This window comes from Streptomyces violaceoruber, from assembly GCF_033406955.1.
In the GTDB taxonomy this organism is placed as follows: Bacteria; Actinomycetota; Actinomycetes; order Streptomycetales; family Streptomycetaceae; genus Streptomyces; species Streptomyces violaceoruber.
On sequence record NZ_CP137734.1, the window covers coordinates 4,115,712 to 4,137,659 of the forward strand.

Consider the following 21,948-nt stretch of genomic DNA (forward strand, 5'->3'; position numbering starts at 1 on the left):
GGCTTTCCTATACGCTGTACAACACTTTCTCGTCCGGAGCGATCAGTCCGTGGGCGAGGTGAGGTCGTAGAAGGTGGCCGAGCCGACCGTGACCTCCTTGAAGTTGGCCTCGACCCACGAGGTGATCTGCGACGCGGTGCCGGAGCCGCCGCCCATGCCGCCCCCCGCGCCACCACCGATGAAGTAGTGGATCCGGCCGTCCGCCACGTACTTCTTGAACTGGGCCAGGGTCGGCGACGGGTCGGTGCCGTTGAAGCCGCCGATCGCCATCACCGGGGCGCCGGTGCCGAGCTGGTAGCTCGCGGCGTTCTGGGAGCCGATCGCGGCGGCGGCCCAGGTGTACGCGCCGGCGTCGGTCTCCAGCAGCTTCTTCGCCTCGGAGCCCACTTCGGCGCCGTTGAGCAGGCCGCCCATGCCGCCGCCCGCGCCCATACGGCCGCCCTCGCCGGACGGACCGCCGGCCGGACCGCCGTTCTGGCCGTTCGGTGCCTGGCCGTTCTGGTTGGTGCCTCCGGCGCCCGGAGCGGTGCCGCCGCCGGGGAAGCCACCGCCACCGGGACCGCCCTGGCCCTGCCCCTGGCCCTGGCCCTGGCCCTGGCCCTGACCAGGGGCGTTCCCGCCGCCCGGGAAGCCGCCGCCACCGCGGCCGCCGCCGGGGCCGCCGCCCATGCTCGCGCCGGCCGGACCGGCCGTGACGATGGAGCCGCTGTGCCCCTCCCGCACGGTGCTCAGCGTGTACGCGGTGGGTGCGGCCAGCGAGGCCACGAGCCCGAGGCCCGCCGCCGCGAGGGCGGTCCGCCGCCCCAGCCGCCCCGCGAAGACCAGCCCCAGCGCGGCGACCAGGCCGCCGACCAGGACCGGCACCTTCAGCCAGGGGAGGTAGTCGGGCGTCCGGTTGAGCAGCACGTACCCCCAGGCCGCACTCGCCGTGACGGCGGCGGCGAGGGCGATCGACGCCCAGGGCCGCTCGCGGCGTTCCCACAGCGTCGCGGCGCCCATGCCGGTCACGGCCGCCAGGTACGGCGCGAGGGCCACCGTGTAGTACTGGTGGAAGATGCCGGCCATGTAGCTGAAGACGGCCGCCGTCATCAGCAGCGAGCCGCCCCAGACCAGGAAGGACGCGCGTGCTCCGTCCGTGCGGGCGGCGCGGCGCGTGGCGACCAGGCCCGCGACGAGCAGGATCAGGGCGGCCGGGAGCAGCCAGGAGATCTGGCCGCCGATCTCCGAGTTGAACATCCGGTCCCAGCCGGTCTCGCCCCACTGTCCGCCACCGCCGCCGCCCATGCCGCCGCCCCCGCCGCCGACGCTGCCGGTCTCCTCGCCGTTGAGGCGGCCGAGGCCGTTGTAGCCGAAGGTCAGCTCCAGGAAGCTGTTGTTCTGCGAGCCGCCGATGTACGGGCGGGACGACGCCGGCCACAGCTCGACGACCGCGACCCACCAGCCGCCGGAGACGACGATCGCGGCGGTGGCCAGCGCGAGCTGGCCGAGGCGCTTCCTGAGCCGCACCGGCGCGCAGACGCCGTAGACCAGGGCGAGGGCGGGCAGGATCAGGAAGGCCTGGAGGGTCTTCGCCAGGAACGCGAAGCCGATCGCCACACCCGCCCACACCAGCCACTTGCTCCGGCCGTCCTCCAGCGCCCGTACGACGAGGTAGCAGGCGACGGACATCAGCAGGGCGAGGAGCGCGTCCGGGTTGTTGAACCGGAACATCAGCGCGGCGACGGGCGTGAGCGCGAGCACGGCGCCCGCGATCAGTCCGGCCGCGGGGCTGAACCGGCGGCGGACGGCCGCGTACACGACGGCGACCGTGCCCACCCCCATGAGCACCTCGGGCACGAGGATCGACCAGGAGGAGAGGCCGAAGATCCGCACGGCCAGCGCCATCGGCCACAGCGCGGCCGGGGGCTTGTCGACGGTGATGGCGTTGCCCGCGTCGAGCGAGCCGAAGAAGAACGCCTTCCAGGACTGGCTGCCCGCCTGCACGGCCGCCGAGTAGAAGGAGTTGGCGTAACCGGAGGCGCTCAGGTTGTAGAGGTAGAGGAGGGCGGTGGCCAGCAGGAGGCCGAGGAAGGCGGGGCGTACCCAGCGGGGGTCCTCGGGGCGGCCGCGCCACACCCGGCCGAGCCGGGGCCGCCGTGCAGGCCGGGGTTGCCGGTGGGCGGGCGCCGCGGACGGCGGTCCCCCGTCCTCGCCGACGGGGGTGGGCGGGCCGTCGGCGTGCGTGGTCGGGTCGTAGTGCGTCGTCATCGGGCGTCGCTCCAGGTGCGATGCGGGTCGGGAAGGTGCGGGTCCGGAAGGTGCGGGTCCGGCGTGTGGGTCGTGGGCGGCGCGTCCGGGAACACCCAGGCGCGGAAGAGCAGGAAGCGCAGCACGGTGGCGGCGAGGTTGGCGGCGATCAGCACCGCCAGCTCGGTGGAGTGGTCCGGATGGGCGGTCGCCGCGCTCAGGGCGGCCAGCGAGCCGCTGGTCAGCGCGAGGCCGATGCCGAAGACGACCAGCCCCTGCGCCTGGTGCCGCACGGCGCCGCCCCGGCCCCGCACCCCGAAGGTCAGCCGCCGGTTGGCGGCGGTGTTGGCGACCGCCGAGACCAGCAGCGCGAGCGCGTTGGCGAGCTGGGAGCCGGCGAAGTGGCGGAAGCCGCTGTAGAGGAGCAGGTAGAAGAGGGTGGACAGGGCGCCGACCACGCAGAAGCCGACGAGCTGCCGGGCCAGGCCCTGCGGTACGCCGGTCAGGTCGCGGTCGCGCGGATCGTCGCCGAAGGGGCGGGCCAGCCGGTCCAGTGGGAGGGAACCGGTGGCCAGGGCCCTGCCGACCCGCCACACGCCCTTGAGGTCCTCGGTCGCCGTCCGCACGATGTGCACGGTGGAGTCCGGGTCGTCGACCCAGTCGACGGGCACCTCGTGGATCCGGCACCCGGCGCGTTCGGCCAGCACCAGCATCTCGGTGTCGAAGAACCAGCCGGTGTCCTCCACCAGCGGCAGCAGCACCTGGGCCACGTCCCGGCGGATCGCCTTGAAGCCGCACTGGGCGTCGGAGAAGCGGGCCTGGAGGGAGCCGCGCAGGATGAGGTTGTAGGTGCGGGAGATGAACTCCCGTTTGGCCCCGCGCACCACCCGCGAGCTGCGGGCGAGCCGGGAGCCGATCGCGAGGTCCGAGTGGCCGGAGATCAGCGGCGCCACCAGCGGCAGCAGTGCGTTCAGGTCGGTGGAGAGGTCCACGTCCATGTAGGCGAGGACCGGGGCGTCCGAGGCCGACCAGACGGTCCGCAGGGCCCGGCCGCGGCCCTTCCGCTCCAGCCGGACCGACCTGACCGCCGCGAGGTCGGCCGCCAGGCGGGCCGCGACCTGCGGGGTGCCGTCCGTGGAGGCGTTGTCGGCGACCGTGATGCGGAAGGCGTAGGGGAACGTCCGGTCGAGGTGCTCGTGCAGTCTCCGCACGCACGGCCCGAGGTCCTTCTCCTCGTTGTAGACGGGGACCACTACGTCCAGGACTGGCGTACCGGCTCCTGCGGCCGGGAGGTGCTCCCGCGCCGGCAGGGAGCCGGGAGAAGGGTCGGTTCGCATGGGACCGACTCTTCTCAACTCCCCTGTCGCACCCGTGTGGTGGTGCTGTGCTGCGCCTGTGAGTGCGCTCGCCCGTCCGGCCGGGCGTGGACCGCGGACAGGGACCGGGCCCGGACCGCGGCCGGGGTCCGGTCGTGGACCGCGGACAGGGACCGGTCGTGGACCGCCGGGAGATACACGGTGAAGGCCGTCCGGCCCGGCGCGCTGTCCACCGTCACTCCACCGCCGTGTGCGGTCGTCACGGCCTGCACGATGGCGAGCCCGAGGCCCGTCGAGCCGGTCGCACGGGACCGTGCCGAGTCCCCGCGCGCGAACCGTTCGAAGACGCGCGGCAGCAACTCGGCGGGGATGCCCGGTCCGTTGTCCGCCACGTCCACGCACAGCCACGGCCCGTCGCGCCGCACGCGCGCGGTGACGGTCGTGCCCGGCGGAGTGTGGCTGCGGGCGTTGCCCAGCAGGTTGACCAGCACCTGCTGGAGCCGGGCCGGGTCCGCCGACACCAGGGCCGGTTCCTCGGGCAGGTCAAGCCGCCAGGTGTGGTCGAGACCGGCCGCGCGGGCGTCGCTGACGGTGTCCACGACCAGCGGTACGAGGTCGGTCGGCCCGAACTCCAGCGGGCGTCCGGCGTCCAGGCGGGCGAGCAGCAGCAGGTCCTCGACCAGCAGGGTCATGCGCCCGGCCTCGGACTCGATGCGGCCCAGCGCGTGCCGGGTGTCGGGGCCGACCTGTTCGCGTCCCCGGCGGGTGAGTTCGGCGTAGCCGCGGATGGAGGCGAGCGGGGTGCGCAGCTCGTGGCTGGCGTCGGCGACGAACTGCCGTACCCGCGTCTCGCTCTGCTGCCGTGCGTGCAGGGCTCCGTGCACGTGGTCCAGCAGCCGGTTGAGCGCGGAGCCGACCCGGCCGACCTCGGTGTGCGGGTCGCACTCGGACTCCGGGACCCGTTCGTCGAGGTTCACCTCGCCCGCGTGCAGCGGGAGTTCGGAGACCCGGCCGGCGGTGGCCGCGACCCGGCGCAGGGGGCGGGTGGCGACGCCGACGATGACGGCCCCGGCGAGGGAGGCGGCGACGAGGCCCGCGGCGGTGACGCTGGCCTCCACGAGGACCAGGGTGCTGATGGTGCCGTCGACGTCGGAGGTGGGCAGGGCGGCGTAGTAGCCGTCGTGGTACTCGACGCGGTAGTCGCCGAGGCCGGGGATCTCGACGGTGTGAGCCTCCCCGTCCCGGGGAACGGTGGCGAGCGCGGTGCGCTGGGCCTCGTCGAGGGAGACGGCCGTCGTCCCGCTGGGGTCCGTGCTCTCGTCGTCCTTCTCGCCGTACTTGGCGTCGACGACGGCACCGTTGCGCATCTCGGCGACGATCGTGTCGCGCGGCTGCGGGCCGCCGTGCGTGACGAAGTCGTCGAGGTCCGTCCGCTGCTTCACCCCGCCGCCGGGCCCCGGTTCGCCCGGCGGCCCGAATCCGGACACCCGGGCCGCGACCTCGCGCACCTGCCCGTCCAGCTGCTCGTACAGGTGCGAGCGCAGCGCCACCGTCGTCACCGTGCCGATCACCGCGCAGACCACCGCGATCAGTGCCACGGACGCGACGACGAGCCGCGTCCGCAGGGTGCGCGGCCGCGGTCGTCGCCGCCCGCTCACGAGACCGCGGGCTTGATCAGGTATCCGGCGCCGCGCCGGGTGTGGATCATCGGCTCGCGCCCCGCGTCGATCTTCCGGCGCAGGTAGGAGATGTACAGCTCCACGACGTTGGCCTGGCCGCCGAAGTCGTAGGACCACACGCGGTCCAGGATCTGCGCCTTGCTGAGCACCCGGCGGGGGTTGCGCATCAGGAAGCGCAGCAGTTCGAACTCGGTGGCGGTGAGGTGGATGCCGTCACCGCTCCGGGTGACCTCGTGGCTGTCCTCGTCGAGGGTGAGGTCACCGACGACGAGGACGGAGTCGGAGCGCCGGTCGGCGGCGCCGGAGCGGCGGATCAGTCCGCGCAGCCGGGCGACGACCTCCTCCAGGCTGAACGGCTTGGTGACGTAGTCGTCGCCGCCCGCGGTCAGCCCGGCGATCCGGTCCTCCACGGCGTCCTTGGCGGTCAGGAACAGCACCGGCACGTCCGGCAGGTCGCGGCGCAGCCGCCCCAGCACGCTCAGGCCGTCCATGTCGGGCAGCATCATGTCCAGGACGACGGCGTCGGGCCGGAAGTCGCGCGCGGTCTGGACGGCGCCGTGGCCGTCGCCCGCGCTGCGGATCTGCCAGCCCTCGTAGCGCAGGGCCATGGACAGCAGTTCGGTGATGGACTGCTCGTCGTCCACTACAAGCACCCGGACGGGGCTCCCGTCCGGCCTCAGCAGTTCGGTGCGCCCCTGGGGCGAGGTCGTGGTCATGGCGGACACGATGTCGGGACGCTCTGAGAAGGCCCTTTCCCCAACCTGTGATTTCTCTGAGAAACGCACGGGCACCGCGCGCGCACCGCCCGTCAGCCCTCCGGCGCCGCCCGTCACCCCACCGCCGCCGCCGTTCAGCCCTCCGCGGTCAGGCCCTCGGCCGTGAGGGTGAGGTGCCGGACCAGCACCTCGGCGGCGGTGTCGGCGTCGCGGGCCAGCGCCGCCTCCTCCAGCCGGCGGTGTTCCTCGACGCCGTCCCGGCCGGGATTGCGGTGCGTCGACCAGCGGCGGGCCAGTTCGCTGGCCGTCCACAGCCGGTCGAAGGTCTCCAGCAGCACGGGGTTGCCGCAGCCCTCCATCAGGGCGCGGTGGAAGAGCCGGTGCGCCTCGGACCACGCCTCGCTGTAGTACTCGCCCTCCTCCGGCGTGTACGGGGGCGTGCGGGACAGCCGGTGGTGGGCGGCGCGCACCCGGGCCTCCCAGTCGACGTCGCCGCGCTCGACGGACATGCGCAGCAGGACCGGTTCGATGGTGCGGCGGGCCTCCGCGATCTCCTGCCAGCGCCGGTCGGAGTAGGCCGGGACGGCGAAGCCGCGGTTGGGCAGCCGGTCGGCGAGCCCGTCCCCGACCACCCGCACGAGGGCCTCGCGCACCACGGCCAGGCTCACGCCCTGCTCCTTGGCGAGGTCCTGCGGCTTGAGGGCGGCACCGGGGGCGTGGTCGCCGCGCATGATCGCGTCCCGCAGATGTGCGTAGACCTGCTCGGAGAGCATCCGCTTGCCCGCCGGCGGGGGCGACTGGGGCGACGTGGGGGCGGTCTGAGTCATGAGCACAGCATAGACGATCGCTTGGATAATCGATTATCAGTGTTATGGTCGATTGCAGCGGCCGGCCCACAGGGACCGGCCCGGCCGAAAGGAACGACGCGATGAGCGCCAACAACCCGTTCGCCCGCCTCCCCGAGGCGGCCTCCTTCACCGTCACCAGCACGACCGTCGCCGACGGCGCCGCCTGGCCGTCCGCGCAGCGCTCCGCCGGCGTCCCCGGCGGCAAGGACGTCTCCCCGCAGCTGTCGTGGAGCGGCGCGCCGGAGGGCACCCGGAGCTACGCCGTCACCGTCTACGACCCCGACGCCCCCACCGGGTCCGGGTTCTGGCACTGGGCGGTCGCCGACATCCCGGCCGCCGTCACCGAGCTGCCCGAGGGCGCCGGCGACGACACCGGCCCGGGTCTGCCCGAGGGCGCCTTCCAGCTCCCCAACGACGCCCGCGCCGCCCGCTACATCGGCGCCGCGCCACCGGCCGGGCACGGCCCGCACCGGTACTTCGTGGTGGTGCACGCCCTGGACGTCGAGTCCATCGGCATCCCGGCCGACGCCACCCCGGCGGTCCTCGGCTTCACGATGGCCGGGCACATCCTCGGCCGCGCGGTCCTGACCGCCACCGCCGAGACCCCGGCCTGACCCACCGCGTGTCCAGGCTCATCGACACCACGGAGATGTACCTCCGCACCGTCCTGGAACTCGAGGAGGAGGGCGTGGTCCCGCTGCGCGCCCGCATCGCCGAGCACCTGGACCAGAGCGGCCCCACCGTGAGCCAGACCGTCGCCCGCATGGAACGCGACGGCCTGCTGCGGATCGCCGCCGACCGGCATCTGGAACTGACCGACACGGGCAGGCGGCTGGCGACGCGCGTGATGCGCAAGCACCGGCTCGCGGAGTGCCTGCTCGTCGACGTGATCGGCCTGGAGTGGGAGCAGGTCCACGCCGAGGCGTGCCGCTGGGAGCACGTGATGAGCGAGGCCGTCGAACGCCGCCTCCTGCGCCTGCTGCGGCACCCGACCGAGTCGCCCTACGGCAACCCGATCCCGGGCCTGGAGGAGCTGGGCGGGGCGAACCCCGCGGCGCCGCGCCCGTCCGCCCCCGCCCCCGCTCCCGCCGCCGGGAGCACGGTCAGCCTCGGTGACCTGCTCCCCGGGCCGGACGGCGTGAGCGCGGTCGTCCGGCGCATCGGGGAGCCGGTCCAGGCCGACGGCGGCCTGCTGGTCACCCTGCGGCGGGCCGGGGTGCGGCCCGGCGCGGTCGTGAGCGTCACGCCGTGGCCCGGCGGTGTGACGGTCGGCAGCGGCGGCCGGACCGCCCGGCTCCCCGCACGTACCGCCGCGCACGTCTTCGTCGCCCCGCTCTGAGCCCGGTGGACACCGGCCCGTTCCGGCGGCCGGTGCCCACCGGGGACGCACCTCAGCCCTCAGCTCTCCCGGCTCTCCCGGCTCTCCCGGCTCTCCTGATTCCCCGGGCTCCCCGGGCTCCCCTGGCTCGGCCGGCTCTCCGGCAGCCCGAACAGCCGGGCCGCGTTGTCGTGGCACACCCCGCGCAGCCACGCGTCCCCCAGCTCCAGCCGCTCCAGGGCGTGCAGTTGGTGCAGGTAGGGATACGGGATGTTGGGGAAGTCGGTGCCGAGCAGGACGCGGTCGCCCAGGTCCGCCAGCCGGGGCAGCGCCCGGCGCGGGAAGGGCGCGAGACGCTCACTGAAGTCGGTGAACGCCATGGTCGTGTCCAGCCGCACCTCGCCGTACCGCTCGGCGAGGTCCAGGAAGTCCTCGTACTCGGGCATCCCCAGGTGTGCCACGACCAGCCGCAGCCGCGGGTGGCGGGCCAGGACCCGGGCGATCGGCTCGGGCCCGGTGTGCTTGCCGGGCGCCGGGCCCGAACCGCAGTGGACGACGACCGGTGTCCCCGCCTCGGCGAGCACGCCCCACGCCGGGTCGAGCAGCTCGTCGGCCGGGTCGTACGCCCCCACCTGCACATGCGCCTTGAAGACCCGCGCCCCCGCCTCGACGGCCCGGCGCACGTACGTCTCGACGCCCGGTTCGGGGAAGAGGGTGGAGGTGTGCAGGCAGTCGGGCGTGCGGCGGGCGAAGTCCACCGCCCAGTCGTTCAGCCACTGGGCCATGCCCGCCTTGTGCGGATAGAGCATGGCGGTGAAGGCCCGCACCCCGAACCGGCGCAGCAGCTCCGCGCGTTCGTCCTCCTCGTGCCGGTAGGTGATCGGCCACTCGACCCCGCCGGTCAGCGGCCCGAGGGCGTCGAAGTAGGCCCAGACCTTGCGCAGCACCCGCTCGGGCATGAAGTGCGTGTGCACGTCGACCAGCCCGGGCAGCCCGAGCCCCTCCCAGAACCGGCGGACCTGCCCGACTTCCTGATCACTCATGCGGCCACGATCGCGCCCCACGCTCACCTGGACAAGGGGGCGAGGGGACGAGGAGACAAGAGGGCGAGAGGGCGAGGGGACGAGGGGACGAGGTCAGAACAGCCCGTCCTGTACTCCCGCCGCTCGTTTGAGCTCCCGCAGGGGCACGGCGCACGGCTCGCCCTCGGCGGACACCAGCTCCCACCCCGTCATCAGCCGTGTGTCGAGCACGACGACCCCGCGCTCCGTCGCCAGATGCAGATCCGGGCCGGCGGCCGCCACCAGCTCACCCCCGATCGCGCCGCCCGCCACCAGCTCGGCGACCTCCGCCACGGCGACCGGCCCGCGCTCCGCGCCCGCGATCCCGAAGACCCCCGCGTGGTCGACGCCCCCGAACGGCTCCGGCGTCAGCGCCTCGGGCCAGCCGCCGAGCGCCACCGCCTGCGCGTGCAGCCCGGCGATCTCGGCCGCCCGCTCCGCCTCCGACTCGGGCAGGGCGGCCCGCACCGCGCGTTTGTGGGCGTACGGGATGCGGTCGGGTACGCCCAGCGCGGCCCGCAGCAGCTCCTCGGTCCGGCGCGCGGCCATCAGCGGACCGCACCCCAGCCAGCTGAAGCACACGGCCCCCTGCTCGAGCAGCCGGGCGGACCCCCGTTCGTACGCGGTGATCCCCACCTTGACGAGGCCGGGGCCGAACCACGCCAGATAGACCCGGTACGGCCGCGGATCGTCCGCCATGGTGTCGGCGGCCACGGAGTGGGCCCGGTCCAGCCGCGCGCACTCCTCGCACCGCGCCCCCGTACTGCGCCCCGACACCCCGGCCCGTACCGGACACGCGTGTCCTCGTGCTCCCACGCACGTCCGTACACCCCCCTCGGCGACCCCGAAGGCCACCCGCTTCCCCCGGACCAGCGCACTGCGCCTGCCCCCGACCCACGTCAGCACGGGACCGTCCGCCGCCCACCGCAGCCCCGCGCACTTCCATGCCTGTGCCATCCCCACCGACAGTAAGGGGCAGCACTGACAACGGGCGGGCACTCACTCATGGTGAGCGCCCGCCCGGACGTACCGTATGACCATGGCAGAAAGTGAACCGATGTGCCCCGAGCGCCTGCTCCTGGAGCACGTCACCAGCCGCTGGGGCACCCTGGCCCTGATCGCTCTGCTCGACCGCCCCCACCGCTTCGGCGAACTGCGCCGGGAGATCGGCTCGGTCAGCGAGAAGATGCTGACCCAGACCCTGCGGACCCTGGAGCGCGACGGGCTGGTCCACCGGGACGCCAAGCCCGTGATCCCACCCCGGGTGGACTACTCCCTCACCGCCCTCGGCCGCGAGGCCGCCGAACAGGTCCGGGACCTCGCGCGCTGGACCGAGCGCCGGATGGCGGCGGTCGAGCGGTCCCGGGGGGCGTACGACGCGGCCAGGGTGTGACGCGCCGCCGCCCCCGACGGCGTCACGACTTCAGGACCGCCTTCATGACGCTCTTGGCGATGGGCGCGCCGAGCCCGCCACCGGAGATGTCCGCGCGGGAGATGTCCATGTCCGTCGGGTCGATGAACACGGCCACCGCGACGGAGGACCCGTCGTCCTTCTTGCCGTAGGAGACGAACCAGCCGTAGGGCACCTCGTCGTGGACGTCGACACCGCGCTGCGCGGTACCGGTCTTGCCGCCGACCGTGATGCCGTCGATCTGGGCGCGACGGGCGCTGCCCTCCTTGGCGGTGAACTCCATCATCTCCTGGACCTTCTGCGCGGTCTCGGCGGAGACCGCCTCGCTCATCACCGCGGGCTCGGTCTTCTCCAGGGTGTCCAGGTCCGGGCCCTTGACCTCGTCGACGACGTAGGGCTGCATCACCTTTCCGTCGTTGGCGATCCCGGCGGTGACCAGGGCCATCTGCATCGGTGTGCTGGTGAGGCTGCCCTGTCCCATGCCGGTGAGCGCGGTGCCGGGCTTGTCGAGGTCCTCGGGGTAGAGGCTCTTGGTGGCGAGCAGGTCGCCGAAGTCGTCGGAGTAGACGTCCTCGTTGAAGCCGAACTTCTCGGCCGTCTCCCGCATCTTGTCCTGCCCGAGCTTGGAGGCGGCGTCGAGGAAGACGTTGTTGCAGGAGTGCTGCATGGCGGTCTTCATCGAGGCCTTGTTGCAGACCGCGTCACCGGCCTCGCTGCCGATCTTGTTGGTGGACTGCGGCAGCGGGTACGGCGAGACGGCGTCGGTGCGGGCGTCGACGTCGGTGACGATGCCGTGCTCCAGCGCGGCGGCCGCGGTGAGGATCTTGAAGGTGGAGCCCGGCGGATAGGTCTCCCGCAGCGCGCGGTTGGCCAGCGGCTTGTTCTTCTTCTTGTCCAGCTCGACGAACCGGTCGGACTCCTTGAAGGTGCTGCCCGCGAACGCGGAGGGGTCGTAGGAGGGCGCCGAGACCATCGCCAGCACCTTCCCGGTCTGCGGGTCGAGCGCGACCACGGCCCCCCGGGCGCCCTTCAGGTCGGTCAGCCCGTCCCAGGCGGCCTTCTGCGCCTTCGGGTCGATGGTGGTGACCACCGAGCCGGCCCGCCGCCCCTCACCGCTGACCACGTCGGCGAACCGCTGGAAGGCCAGCCGGTCGTCCTTGCCGGTGAGGATGCCGTCGTAGGTCTTCTCCAGCAGGGTCATGCCCTGGGCCTGCGACGCGTACCCGGTCACCGGCGCGTACATCGGACCGTCGACGTAGGTGCGCTTGTACTTGAGGTCGGTGGTCTCGGTCTCCTTGGAACCGGTGACGGCCCGGCCGCCGACGATGATGTCGCCGCGCGGGGTGGCGAACTGCTCGATCTGCACCCGTCTGTTCTTGGTGTCGGAGGCCAGCTCCGGGGCCCGGACGTACTGCAGCCAGTTCGCGCGGATCAGCAGGCCGAGCACCAGCAGTCCGCAGAAGATCGCCACGGCCCTCAGCGGCTTGTTCACCGTCGGCCCCCGTCGACGTGCGGCCGGTCGGATATGAAGACTGGTCCTCTCAACATGCGCACACCCTAGACACAGTTGCGGACCGTACTCACGTCCGGTCGGCCGCCGCACCCGCCGTGTCGCCCAACTCCCGCTGCCCACGGCCGTCGAGCCCCGTCGGCGCCAATCCGTCGGAACCTGTCGCTCACGCCCCTGGGACACCCTCCGTGCCCTGCATAGCGTGCCCGCATGAACCTCGCCGGCCTCCTCCCGTACGTCACGCCGATCGGCATCGGCCTCCTCGTCGTCCTGCTGCTGTCCCTCGTCCCGGACCCGCACCGCCGCCCCCTGAACGCCCTCGGGATCGCCGGTGCCGGGGGCGTCTACTTCTCGGGCGGCGGCCTGGGCGCCTGGGAGCTCCCGTTCGGCGCGCTCATGCTCTACGTCGCCTACCGGGGCCTCACGTCCTGGACGTTCATCGGCATCGGCTGGCTGCTGCACACCGCGTGGGACGTCGTCCACCACCTCAAGGGCAACCCGATCCTGCCCTTCGCCCACGACTCGTCCCTGGGCTGCGCGATCTGCGACCCGGTCATCGCCCTGTGGTGCCTGCGCGGCGGCCCCTCCCTGCGCGAACTCCTCCCCGGGCGTCGCGTTCCGCGGCGGCGGGTCGTCACCTGAGGGGCGACCCGCCCCGACCGCTCCCCGTGCAGCCCGTCGCTGCCGGCATCTCACGGCATCGCTGGTCCTGGTGCGACTGAAGCGCGACGCCTCCGAACACGACGGCACAGACCAGGCCGACCACGACGGCCTGGCCGACCACCGTCACCACGGCCCCGGCCCGCGCGGCGACCGCGGCCGCCACCCCGGCGAAGGCCCCGACGCCGCCGACGGCGGCCACGTAGTTCCACAGGGGGTCGGGCGCGGCGCTCTCCGCCGGGTCGAGGTCGAACCCGGACAGGAACCACAGCCCGAGGACGACCACCAGGGCGATCAACTCCAGGACCACGAGACCGCACCCGGCCCCGATGTCGGCGCCGAGGTCGGCACGGCGCCGACGTCCGGAGCCGGTGGTGGCGTCGAACGCCGGTGGAGCGACAGGCAGGTCCATGTCCGCCACCCTGGCCCGCACGCGGAACGGGCACATGAGTACGCCTACTCAGCTGCCCCGAGAAAAAGCGGAAGCCCCGTGGAGAGATCCACGGGGCTTCCGCCGCACTGTGCACTCGGCAGGATTCGAACCTTGCAACCTTCTGATCCGTAGGACCGGGCAGGCCGTTGGGCGGAGGTTCCGCCTTCCTCTCGACTGATCGCTGACGGTCGTGATCAACGGCTTCTGTGTGCCGTCGTTGCCGTCAGGGTTGCCGTCAGCGCTGAACGGTGGCACCGACCAGCGCGACTCGCAGCATGTGCCGGACTCCAGGCCCTGCCCGGCTGGGGAGTAACAACTTTCTCTACAGGTTCAGGGCGGCTCGCTCCGCTCCCCGCGTACAACCGCCTGATGCCAGAGTAAGCAGTACGTCGTGGCCGGGGCGGCGACTCCACGGCTTAAGCCACCTCGCTGGTCCGGGGCCTACGTTGAGCAAGATCAGGGGGCCACTCGTGCATATTGCAGTCAGGCCCAAAGCCTGCCCGAGCTGCCAGCCAGCGTACGGCCCCTGGTCATGCTCGACCCCAGACCGGGCAGGCCACCAGCCAAACCAGCTCCGCCGACCTCGTATCAATCGCTCCGAACGCTGGTGGCTCGACGCCTCAGGGAAGATAATCGTGACATGAATGGGCGAGTCCTGGTCGCTACAGGAACCACAGTCACGGTCGTCGCTGCTTCTGCGTTGGGTTACTACTTCAGCCAAGTCGGCTTGGACAAGGCCGACAAGACGGCGAGTGTGGTGGGGCTCTTTATCGCGCTGGCAGGTCTAGCACTTTCGATTTACGGAATAGTGGAAGCTCGGAAGTCGAACACGCCTCAACCAACTACTCAAACAGTTACCGGTTCGATCGTTTCCGGTAGCAGTATTCAGATCGGCCAAGCTGGTGGGTCGGTACGCATTAAGCGATCCGGGCAGCACTCCACTGCGAGTCAAAATCAGCCTCCCTCAACGCCCGGATCTAGTACGGCCGCAGCTACAGGGCAGGAAGTAAGAGATTCGCAAATTTCCGGGAACAATCTGCAACTCGGTTCATCCACAGGAGACGTGGAGATCGAGGAATCCTAATGGCGAAATACCTGGATAGTGCACAACTGTGGGTTTCAAACTCGCAGATCGGCGGTCATAACATTCAAATCGGGTGTGCCGGCGGTGACGTCAACGTAACCATAGAAGCTGGCCCTGACAGCCCGCAAAGCACCTATCCGCGCTCTTACATCGCAGACCAGATGATCCGCGAATGCTCCGAGCGGCGAGCAATTTTGCGTAGAGCCTCTGGGGTGACGCAAGAGCAGGCAAACCTAAGTAAAGAGTTCGATTGCAATGATCCGGATGATCTTATTTCACTCGGCTCCGGCAAGGTCGTGGCTCTGGTCGGCCCCATGGGTGCTGGAAAATCCGACGTTGCCAACCTATGGCTAACAAACCGATGTCGAGATTTCGCTGAAGACGACGGGAAACCACTGCCTCTTTGGATCGCGGCCAGAAATATTTCCAGCGACCTGGAGACGTGGATAGCAAGCAGAATTGATTCATCGACTCTAGCAGAGATGGGGATTTCTCTGGTCGTTGACGGAATAGACGAGACCTCGAACGGGGCCCAACTTGTTGAAGAATGTCAGATTCTAGTCGCCCGATGGCCTAAGTCGCAAGTAATGATGACCGGGCGCCCGGGAGTCTTTGCTGACCACGTTGAATGTATCCACTTGGAAAGCTGGTCGGAAGATGTAGCTTTCGAGATGATCCGTAAGGTCGCCGGATCCTCAAACATTTATCCACACAGTTTTCCTCCCCAAATTGTAGAAGCTGTTCGGCGCCCCTTGTTCGCTATGCTGGTAGTTAGTCTCCATAGCGCGCACGAGAGCGTGCCGCAAACTTCTGCTGGGCTCATTCAGCACTGTGCGCTTCGGTCCCTTAGGCGCAGCAGTGGTTCTTGGCGAGAGTTCTTTCCTTTGCTACGCCGAATCGCGGTTTCTTCTGTCGCAAACGACGGCAACGTAGCACTAGCCGAAGTCGGCGGAGAAGCGATACGTCACAGTCTGCAAGAAACTCGCCTAGTGGCGTTCTCTGAGCATAAAGTCTCCTTCACCCTGAGCCTCTTTGAGCAGTGGTTTGCTGCGGAGGCGCTACTACAGGGAGAAGTAGAACTGGACCAAATCTTTAGCGACCTAGCGTCCTTCGCTAAGTGGCGTTATGTGCTTGCTCTTTCTCTGCAAACGGGAAGTTCTGAGCATATCGATGACATCATGCATGTCCTCACTAAGTGGAATCCCGGTGCTGCCGCCTGGGTCGTACGCGAGGGTATTGAGTGGCCTTTTAGTAATAACCAGTCGTCTTGCGAACTACCTGGATGGAAATCTGTAGCCGCGCGACTTCATCGCGCTGCGGCAAGTTGGTGCACAGGCGTGGGTGAGCTGACCCCAGTGGCGACTGTGCTCGACGCCGGAAAGAATGCTACCGACCACCTAAAACTGCATTTGGCGGTAGAAGAGAACGGTAAGAGATTCATCTACGCTTGGGAACAGGGAAGCTCGGGTTCGAAAGATATTTACCATCTTTCCAACCCGCAGGAACTAGCAGGGAGGGGTATAGGTGTCGGGTCTTCTCCGGCGCCGGCCGGTGATGCCTGGGTTTGGGCTTGGACTCTCCGTCATATGCGGCGCCACATAGAGCAACGGTTGCCCAACGCCCTGCACCTGCGTGCGCCGCTGGGTGGAGTTATTGAGACTGAATATATGTGGGCGGTTATTTATGCCCTACTTCGAAGGGGTTCGTTTCTCCGTACGGAACCTGTCGAGGTAATGGAACTAAAGGCTCTCGTACGGGAACTCCAAGAGAAGGCTCGCGAGCACGGTCCCGTGGAGGACTATGCATACCAGTACGGAGCCAGTAAAAGAATTACACGTTTGGATCTCATACTTGTCGGCGAATGGCTCGATCGACAGCATGAAGGCGAGCTAACGCCTCCGTGGCCATCAATTAATGTGAGTAGACCAAGCTCAGGGTGGGTATGGAAATTCTATACGCCTGAGCGGCTGCATGAATTGACCTGTTTCGTTTACGCCCGCGCCCTCGACGCGTATGCTGAAATGATGAGCACGCTATTTCGAAATTTCACTTTCACTCTGAACCATGCTTCCCTCTTGCCGGCAACTCTGAAGGGAGCCTTGCACGTAGGCGAGGGCGATTCATTCACGGACGGTCCGGTGCTTGACTATTGCCTGATCCCGCTCGCAGATACGGAATCGAGTCAGAATCGTGTGGACATTATCATTGCTCAGTCAAGGGAAGTGCGGATACCGCAAGAGTATGAGAAGTATGAGCCATACCTGCGGAGGTTTCATATTGACAACCCGGAGAGAGCGCCGTTTTCCTTTCATGGCTGGACGCAGACGGCTCTGCACATATGGGAGAGTCGACCTGCAACGAATATCGCGTTCCGATGGATTTGGAGCGATCTTAGGTCGCTCGGCTTGGTGAAGAGCCTCCCCCGCGACTTGAGGTAGTTCGGACTCTCCTGGTCGCAGAGCGCACGCGCCTGGCTACCTGTCACTGGCTGAGCTCAGACCTCCAGTACCGAGCTTCCGCCCGGGGTTCACGGGCCCGAACGGGCTGCGCCTTTCGCGTGCCAGATCGTGTGGGCAACTGCGCAGCGGGCGCTGATCACGGGTACGACGAGGGCCGACCGTAGACACGGGGTTACACGCTTAAAGCGGGTGTCGCAGGTCTCGATCAGCCGAGGTAGGGCTGCTCACGGTGCTCCAGGAAGTGACGGATCCGGAGCCGCTGCGTGTGGTGCATCGGCAGTTGTGCAACTTCCGCTGGCTGCACGAACCGCAGCTCGGTGGACTCGTCCGAGATCTCGAGTTGGCCGCCGACCACACGGGCGGTGAAGCAGACGTTGAACTGCCTGCGCACCTCACCGTCCGAGTAGGCGATGATGTGGCGTGGGTCGGTGTACGTGCCCACGAGTCCGGTGATCTCGACATCCAGGCCCGTTTCCTCCTTCACCTCGCGGACAGCCGTTCCCGGGAGTGAGTCGGTCATCTCCATGCCGCCGCCGGGTAGTGCCCAGAGATCGTTGTCCCGTCGGCGCTGGAGGAGGATGCGGCCCTCGTTGTCGGTGACTACTGCGGACGCGGCGACGACCAGACTGTTCGGCTTGGGGGCGTCTGGTTCGTCGTAGTACTCGGTGCGTGCCATGATCACTTCTCTCGTACTGGCGTCGCGGTTGCCCACACCGCGTCGAAGCTGTCGGCGTAGGTGTCGAACATGCCGCCTTCCCCGTTCCGGCGCAGGTGCCACACGGGGGCCTTGTAGGCGTTCACGCCCCAGACGTGGGCGTTGACCAGTGCCTGATCATCGGCCCGGTAAATCGAGTTGTAGAGCGTCGTGGCGTGAGTCCGGACCTCGATGCCCGGTACCCCGATGAGTGGGCGGTAGTGCATCAGCGCGAGACGGCACCGGGATTGGATTCCGTGTCCGAACTTCTCCTCGTCGCCGCGCTGTTGCACGTTGGTGCTGTCCGCGTCGCCGACTGCGATGCGGACTGCGCAGCCCTCGGCCGCCCGCTCCTTCAAGAGCTCGTTGAGCCGCGGGTACGCCTCGTGCAGGAACACGGCTGCGTACACCAGCACGTCGATCTGCTCGCGTGCCGGGGTCAGCATGTCCACGAAGGTGGAGACGGGGATGTCCGCACGCTGGTCGTAGAGGGCCACAAGTTCCGGACTGACGGCGCGGGCGGGGCGTGCCTGCCTGAGCGATGGCCATAGAGCGTGCACGTCTTCTCCTAGCGTCTCTGCTGCCAACATGGCCGTGGCACGACGTGGCGTACGCCCCAGGTTGACCCATCGTTCGACGGACTTGGGATCGACTTCGACCTTGTCCGCGAGGGCGTTGTACGTCCAGCCGCCGGCCGCCATGGCCGCACGTAACCTCTCGTTTGCCATTTCAATCTCTCCTACCAACCGGGGACGGCACTAGGGACGTTCTACCCGACGCGGGACGTCCCGAAGTGGTGTTTGTCCGTGGTTCCGACGTCCTGCCTGTCGGCAGGAAGCTCGTCGGCATGGCGAGCAATCAGCAGACCAGACCAGTCATCGGTGAACTGGCGAAAGACAGTGCCACCGGGCGCATCGGCGTCGTCATGGGCGAGATCAGTGGTCGCGTGCAGATGCGGCCGGTTCGTGGCGGCAGGGAGTGGGAGGCCATGCCGGGCGACGTGGTGGCCCCCAGTGCGCGGGAGGAACTAAGCGCACGCCTGGCGGTGCGGAACCTCGACAGTCAGGTCCCGCTGTGATGCGCGCCGTCGGCCGGTATGCCGGGGTCCTGTTCATCATCTGCATCAGCGGTTCGTGCGGCCTGGTGATCGGTATGGCCCTCGGGACCGGCGGCCAGTAGACCGGCCGCCCCGGACGGGTGCCGACCTCCCGGCTCCCCCGTCCCCGTCCGGGCCGGCCTCCAAGCCCGCTTCCCGATCGTCTCTGAGCCGAGCTCGCCGATCGGGACGCGTTGTACATGCCCTGCACCACCTCACCTGAGGAGATTGCACATGACGGCAACAGCGAACGATCAGAAGACCGGTCTCGCGGTGGCTGGCGAGGAACTGTTCGAGAGCGTGGCCCGCTTCGTGGTCGTCCACAACGGGCAGTCCCCCGAGCGCGCTGGGCGGATCGCGGACCAGGCGGTCGCGTTCCTCGTCACGGCGGCCACCGCGACCGTGCCCATGGTCCCGTCCGACGACGTCGACCTCGGGCTTCACGCGCTCATCCTGCACACGAAGGAGTACGCCGGGCTGTGTGAGCGGTACGCCGGCCGATTCCTGCACCACAACCCGAAGCCCGGTGGAGGGGGCCGCGACCTGGAGAAGGTCGCTGCTTCGGCGCATGCCGTGAAGGCGGCCGGGTTCGTGGTCTTCGACGACCTGTGGACCGTGGACGGGACGAACCTCGCACAGTGCGACTCCGACTGTGGCCGACCGTACGGTCAGGCGTAGCTCACGACAACAGCGGCGCGGCCGGCCTCGACTCGGGGTCGGCCGCGTTCGCCCGGAGGGAGAAGAGATCTTGTCCGGCCCGACCCCTGAACTGCCGATCATGGTGCTCGACGCGCTCATGCCCACGACTCAGCGCATCGTCATCGATCGTCGAGGCTCCACGGTCTGGGAGGTGGAGAGCCACCGGGGCCACTTCGCGGTGAAGCTCGGCTATCCGATCGCGGCCACGGCCGAATGGCCTGCCCAGCCATGGACCGCGCTCGCGCCCGCACGCGAGGGCGCTGTCCTGCATCGCCTCGGCCTCGACGCTGTCGCGTACGGCGAATGGGAGCGCGGCACGTGGAACTTCCAGCCGTGGCACGAAGGGCCAGACCTCTACAGGCTGTGGGAGCCATGCCGTAGGGCGGGCTCGTCCGTCAAGCCTCACACCAGCGTGGCGCTGGGCTGCGTCGAAGCCCTGGCTGATCTCCATGTACGCGGCTGGGCTCACGGTGATGTGCAGCCCGCGCACTTCATCGTCGGGCCAGAACGAACGCGCCTCATCGACCTCGCCCTCGCCCAGGGCGGGCAGGTGCCCAGCGGGTACGACTTCCCGTTCCGCGGCTGCCTCGTCCACTACGAGGCGCCGGAGATCGCGCGCAGCGTGCTCGACACCGGGGAAGCGGAGCCGACACAGCAAGCCGACGTCTACGCGCTCGGAGCCTCGCTGCTCATCTCCGCCACGGGCTGGCGGGCAGTCGAGTACCCGGACGACGCTCCGCGCTCCGTGCAGAGAGAGGCAGTGGCCAACGGTCGGCGTCGGCCCGTGAAGGTGCCCGGTGAACTGGGCGAACTGGTCGATGCCATGCTCAGCCATGCGCCGGGAGATCGGCCTTCCATCTACGAGGTGGGCAAAGCGCTGATCTGATCCGGAAGCCCCGACTCATCTCGCGTCACGTGCGCGGACACCGACAACAAATGACCGGACCACCCTCAGCCTGGACAGCATTCCGGGTGGTCCGGTTGCGGAAGCCCTGATCAGGACCCCGGTGCCGATGGTACCGGGGTGGTCGGCGTGCTCCGATTCGGGTGCGGCTACAACCCCCTCGACGGTTCCTGAGTTGGAGAGGATGAGCGGTTGAAGGCCAGTCACTGGGCGCCCGGTTCTGACCGGTGCCACCGAAAGTCAGCCACGGCGGCGCGTGCGCCGAACGAGCACCCGTCACGTGTGCCTCCAGCAACCCGTACCGGCATCAGCCACGCTTCCCGGTTTTGAAACGGCGGGCATCCGGGCGGCCGGGTCGTGCTTACTCGGGCTCGGCCTGGACCTGGTCGTGGTCCTGGTGCTCGGGCTGGGCGAGTTGCTTCGTGGCCTGGCTGCCTGCCTTGGCGGTGTTGCGCGCTGAGTGGCCGGGGGCCGGCGCAGCGGTGGCGGAGACAGGGAGCGGCGGCGGCCCCCGGCCGCCAGCGCGCGCGGACCGCCGTAGGCGGGCCGCCTTGACTCGCAGCGCTCGGCGTTCGACCGGATGGGGGATGCCCTGAGAGGTGACGGCAACGATCCGGACGATGACGGCGGCTCGGCGGGTGTCCCAGTGGCTGTCTGATCGGTCCGCAAACCCGGTTACCGTCAAACACTGCCGTCAACGCAAAAGCCAGAGGCCTTAAGGAGTGATCCTTAGGGCCTCTGGTCTGCTGTGCACTCGGCAGGATTCGAACCTGCAACCTTCTGATCCGTAGTCAGATGCTCTATCCGTTAAGCTACGAGTGCTTGTCTTGTTCAGTTTTACCGCCGCTCCCGTGCCTTCCGGCCCGTTCGCGGCGACAGGAAGAACATTACATGACTGCCGCCGTCATGTGAAATCCATTGGCCGCACCCCTTGTGACCTGGGCAAATGCCGGTTGCGGGCGGTCGGCAACACAGAAGCCCCGGCCGGGTGGGCCGGGGCTTCCGTGTTCGTGCGGAGGCGGAGGGATTTGAACCCTCGATGGGCTTTAAGACCCAAACCGCATTAGCAGTGCGGCGCCATAGACCGGACTAGGCGACGCCTCCAGACAACATCACCGTCTCGCGGGCGAGCGCGAGTGGCGCGTGCCGATGATGACACAGTTGAGCGCGCTGTCACCAATCGGCCCCCACGGTACTAGGCGGGCAGGCCGCAGAGCAAAGCCCTTACGGCCTAGTCCACCGGTCCGGTGCGCAACGTCCGGGCGGCCGGCGCGTTGGTCAGGTCATGTTCCAGGTGACCCGCACCCCCGCCGCCCGCCTCCTCGGCGCCGCCGCCCTGTCCGCCGCCGCCCTCGCCTCCGTCTGTGCCGCGCCCTCGGCCGCGGTCGCGGGCGCCGGTCCCGCCGCTCCGGAGGGTGACCACCTCACGGTCACCGTCCGCGACGCCGGCGCGGGCATGGACGGCACGTACGAGCTGTACTGCCACCCCGTCGGCGGCGACCACCCCGACACGGAGGGCGCCTGTGCCGTCGTCGACCGCGACACCCGGTGGGGCCAGGAGGTCTTCGCGCCGGTACCCGAGGGCGCCGTCTGCACCATGCAGTACGGCGGCCCCGCCACCGCGCGCGTCACCGGCACGTGGGCCGGACGCCCCGTCGACGCGACGTACGACCGGCGCGACGGCTGCGAGATCTCCCGGTGGGACCGCATGGTCCCACTGCTGCCCGAGGTGGGGGCCCCGGCCCGGTCGTAGGGCCCGGACGGTGACCGGTCACACGTTCTACGTCACTTCCTCGTGCGACCTCCGTCCCATCCCACGCCGCCCGAGGGGCCC

Annotated in this window: 20 protein-coding genes and 2 tRNA genes; 9 read left to right on the forward strand and 13 right to left on the reverse strand. The window is 69.4% G+C overall.

Annotated elements, in window-relative coordinates; translation table 11 throughout:
• Positions 1–42 precede the first annotated feature (42 nt).
• From R2E43_RS18425 to R2E43_RS18445, 5 genes are all read right to left on the reverse strand, one after another.
• The gene (locus R2E43_RS18425) at positions 43–2,247 is read right to left on the reverse strand and encodes an ArnT family glycosyltransferase (protein ID WP_319128853.1); all 2,205 of its coding nucleotides are present in this window, start codon (positions 2,245–2,247) and stop codon (positions 43–45) included.
• Positions 2,244–3,563 (reverse strand): bifunctional glycosyltransferase family 2/GtrA family protein, encoded by a 1,320-nt coding sequence (locus tag R2E43_RS18430; RefSeq protein WP_332056379.1) that lies wholly within the window; start codon positions 3,561–3,563, stop codon positions 2,244–2,246. The genes R2E43_RS18425 and R2E43_RS18430 overlap by 4 nt, the downstream gene beginning before the upstream one ends.
• 14 nt (positions 3,564–3,577) lie before the next feature.
• The gene (locus tag R2E43_RS18435; protein WP_030863633.1) at positions 3,578–5,200 is read right to left on the reverse strand and encodes a sensor histidine kinase; all 1,623 of its coding nucleotides are present in this window, start codon (positions 5,198–5,200) and stop codon (positions 3,578–3,580) included.
• Positions 5,197–5,937 carry a response regulator transcription factor gene (locus R2E43_RS18440; RefSeq protein ID WP_030863629.1) on the reverse strand — a complete coding sequence of 247 codons (741 nt, stop codon included), beginning with the start codon at positions 5,935–5,937 and terminating at the stop codon, positions 5,197–5,199. The genes R2E43_RS18435 and R2E43_RS18440 overlap by 4 nt, the downstream gene beginning before the upstream one ends.
• A 134-nt stretch (positions 5,938–6,071) precedes the next feature.
• Positions 6,072–6,764, reverse strand: coding sequence for a GntR family transcriptional regulator (locus tag R2E43_RS18445; RefSeq protein ID WP_003974944.1), 693 nt, complete (start codon positions 6,762–6,764; stop codon positions 6,072–6,074).
• A 101-nt stretch (positions 6,765–6,865) separates the two neighbouring features.
• Here R2E43_RS18445 and R2E43_RS18450 point away from each other — a divergent pair, with 101 nt between their 5' ends.
• On the forward strand, positions 6,866–7,399 hold the full coding sequence (locus tag R2E43_RS18450; RefSeq protein ID WP_003974945.1) for a YbhB/YbcL family Raf kinase inhibitor-like protein: 534 nt from the start codon (positions 6,866–6,868) through the stop codon (positions 7,397–7,399).
• A gap of 8 nt (positions 7,400–7,407) precedes the next feature.
• Complete coding sequence (locus R2E43_RS18455) at positions 7,408–8,124, forward strand: metal-dependent transcriptional regulator (RefSeq protein WP_003974946.1); 717 nt, start codon at positions 7,408–7,410, stop codon at positions 8,122–8,124.
• Positions 8,125–8,183: 59 nt separating this feature from the next.
• Here the strand turns inward: R2E43_RS18455 and R2E43_RS18460 are convergent, their stop codons facing one another.
• Positions 8,184–9,146, reverse strand: coding sequence for an amidohydrolase family protein (locus R2E43_RS18460; protein ID WP_193485286.1), 963 nt, complete (start codon positions 9,144–9,146; stop codon positions 8,184–8,186).
• Positions 9,147–9,239: 93 nt separating this feature from the next.
• Positions 9,240–10,121, reverse strand: coding sequence for a DUF2797 domain-containing protein (locus R2E43_RS18465; protein WP_063628631.1), 882 nt, complete (start codon positions 10,119–10,121; stop codon positions 9,240–9,242).
• A 76-nt stretch (positions 10,122–10,197) separates the two neighbouring features.
• On the opposite strand from R2E43_RS18465, the gene R2E43_RS18470 reads away from it, so the two are divergent.
• Positions 10,198–10,557, forward strand: coding sequence for a winged helix-turn-helix transcriptional regulator (locus tag R2E43_RS18470; protein WP_003974949.1), 360 nt, complete (start codon positions 10,198–10,200; stop codon positions 10,555–10,557).
• Between the two features lie 22 nt (positions 10,558–10,579).
• On the opposite strand, the gene R2E43_RS18475 is transcribed toward R2E43_RS18470, so the two are convergent.
• The gene (locus tag R2E43_RS18475) at positions 10,580–12,067 is read right to left on the reverse strand and encodes a peptidoglycan D,D-transpeptidase FtsI family protein (protein ID WP_332056380.1); all 1,488 of its coding nucleotides are present in this window, start codon (positions 12,065–12,067) and stop codon (positions 10,580–10,582) included.
• Between the two features lie 228 nt (positions 12,068–12,295).
• Between R2E43_RS18475 and R2E43_RS18480 the strand changes: the two genes are divergently transcribed.
• Entirely contained in the window at positions 12,296–12,727 is a 432-nt protein-coding gene (locus tag R2E43_RS18480; protein ID WP_332056381.1) for a DUF6010 family protein, read from the forward strand.
• Here the strand turns inward: R2E43_RS18480 and R2E43_RS18485 are convergent.
• Positions 12,720–13,157: a DUF6234 family protein gene (locus R2E43_RS18485; RefSeq protein WP_329431407.1), complete on the reverse strand. Its 438-nt coding sequence runs from the start codon at positions 13,155–13,157 to the stop codon at positions 12,720–12,722. The genes R2E43_RS18480 and R2E43_RS18485 overlap by 8 nt on opposite strands.
• A 1,104-nt stretch (positions 13,158–14,261) precedes the next feature.
• Between R2E43_RS18485 and R2E43_RS18490 the strand changes: the two genes are divergently transcribed.
• On the forward strand, positions 14,262–16,700 hold the full coding sequence (locus tag R2E43_RS18490; RefSeq protein WP_319123799.1) for an NACHT domain-containing protein: 2,439 nt from the start codon (positions 14,262–14,264) through the stop codon (positions 16,698–16,700).
• A gap of 226 nt (positions 16,701–16,926) precedes the next feature.
• On the opposite strand, the gene R2E43_RS18495 is transcribed toward R2E43_RS18490, so the two are convergent.
• Both R2E43_RS18495 and R2E43_RS18500 read right to left on the reverse strand, forming a co-directional pair.
• Positions 16,927–17,397, reverse strand: a complete 471-nt coding sequence (locus tag R2E43_RS18495; protein WP_265696369.1) for an NUDIX hydrolase — start codon at positions 17,395–17,397, stop codon at positions 16,927–16,929.
• Positions 17,398–17,399: 2 nt separating this feature from the next.
• Positions 17,400–18,143, reverse strand: a complete 744-nt coding sequence (locus R2E43_RS18500) for an XRE family transcriptional regulator (RefSeq protein ID WP_265696367.1) — start codon at positions 18,141–18,143, stop codon at positions 17,400–17,402.
• Positions 18,144–18,262: 119 nt separating this feature from the next.
• Here R2E43_RS18500 and R2E43_RS18505 point away from each other — a divergent pair, with 119 nt between their 5' ends.
• The 3 genes from R2E43_RS18505 (at position 18,263) to R2E43_RS18515 (ending at position 20,096) form a co-directional block, all read left to right on the forward strand.
• Positions 18,263–18,493, forward strand: coding sequence for a hypothetical protein (locus R2E43_RS18505; protein ID WP_265696365.1), 231 nt, complete (start codon positions 18,263–18,265; stop codon positions 18,491–18,493).
• A gap of 252 nt (positions 18,494–18,745) precedes the next feature.
• On the forward strand, positions 18,746–19,189 hold the full coding sequence (locus R2E43_RS18510; RefSeq protein ID WP_265696364.1) for a glycine-rich domain-containing protein: 444 nt from the start codon (positions 18,746–18,748) through the stop codon (positions 19,187–19,189).
• Positions 19,190–19,259: 70 nt separating this feature from the next.
• A complete protein-coding gene (locus tag R2E43_RS18515) occupies positions 19,260–20,096 on the forward strand; it encodes a protein kinase family protein (RefSeq protein ID WP_265696362.1) in 837 nt (278 codons plus the stop codon).
• Positions 20,097–20,863: 767 nt separating this feature from the next.
• Here R2E43_RS18515 and R2E43_RS18520 read toward each other — a convergent pair.
• Both R2E43_RS18520 and R2E43_RS18525 read right to left on the reverse strand, forming a co-directional pair.
• A tRNA-Arg gene (locus R2E43_RS18520) sits at positions 20,864–20,936 on the reverse strand.
• A gap of 191 nt (positions 20,937–21,127) precedes the next feature.
• Positions 21,128–21,218 (reverse strand) — tRNA-Ser (locus R2E43_RS18525).
• 181 nt (positions 21,219–21,399) lie between these two features.
• Here R2E43_RS18525 and R2E43_RS18530 point away from each other — a divergent pair.
• A complete protein-coding gene (locus tag R2E43_RS18530) occupies positions 21,400–21,867 on the forward strand; it encodes an SSI family serine proteinase inhibitor (protein ID WP_037666506.1) in 468 nt (155 codons plus the stop codon).
• The last annotated feature ends 81 nt before the right edge of the window (positions 21,868–21,948 follow it).

Coding starts and splice junctions, on each gene's coding strand:
- R2E43_RS18465 (WP_063628631.1), bottom strand. CDS start 10,121: ATGGCACAGGCATGGAAGTGCGCGGGGCTGCGGTGGGCGGCGGACGGT.
- R2E43_RS18500 (WP_265696367.1), bottom strand. CDS start 18,143: ATGGCAAACGAGAGGTTACGTGCGGCCATGGCGGCCGGCGGCTGGACG.
- R2E43_RS18425 (WP_319128853.1), bottom strand. CDS start 2,247: ATGACGACGCACTACGACCCGACCACGCACGCCGACGGCCCGCCCACC.
- R2E43_RS18495 (WP_265696369.1), bottom strand. CDS start 17,397: ATGGCACGCACCGAGTACTACGACGAACCAGACGCCCCCAAGCCGAAC.
- R2E43_RS18470 (WP_003974949.1), top strand. CDS start 10,198: ATGACCATGGCAGAAAGTGAACCGATGTGCCCCGAGCGCCTGCTCCTG.
- R2E43_RS18490 (WP_319123799.1), top strand. CDS start 14,262: ATGGCGAAATACCTGGATAGTGCACAACTGTGGGTTTCAAACTCGCAG.
- R2E43_RS18530 (WP_037666506.1), top strand. CDS start 21,400: ATGTTCCAGGTGACCCGCACCCCCGCCGCCCGCCTCCTCGGCGCCGCC.
- R2E43_RS18430 (WP_332056379.1), bottom strand. CDS start 3,563: ATGCGAACCGACCCTTCTCCCGGCTCCCTGCCGGCGCGGGAGCACCTC.
- R2E43_RS18510 (WP_265696364.1), top strand. CDS start 18,746: ATGACGGCAACAGCGAACGATCAGAAGACCGGTCTCGCGGTGGCTGGC.
- R2E43_RS18450 (WP_003974945.1), top strand. CDS start 6,866: ATGAGCGCCAACAACCCGTTCGCCCGCCTCCCCGAGGCGGCCTCCTTC.
- R2E43_RS18505 (WP_265696365.1), top strand. CDS start 18,263: ATGGCGAGCAATCAGCAGACCAGACCAGTCATCGGTGAACTGGCGAAA.
- R2E43_RS18440 (WP_030863629.1), bottom strand. CDS start 5,937: ATGACCACGACCTCGCCCCAGGGGCGCACCGAACTGCTGAGGCCGGAC.
- R2E43_RS18480 (WP_332056381.1), top strand. CDS start 12,296: ATGAACCTCGCCGGCCTCCTCCCGTACGTCACGCCGATCGGCATCGGC.
- R2E43_RS18445 (WP_003974944.1), bottom strand. CDS start 6,764: ATGACTCAGACCGCCCCCACGTCGCCCCAGTCGCCCCCGCCGGCGGGC.
- R2E43_RS18460 (WP_193485286.1), bottom strand. CDS start 9,146: ATGAGTGATCAGGAAGTCGGGCAGGTCCGCCGGTTCTGGGAGGGGCTC.
- R2E43_RS18485 (WP_329431407.1), bottom strand. CDS start 13,157: ATGGACCTGCCTGTCGCTCCACCGGCGTTCGACGCCACCACCGGCTCC.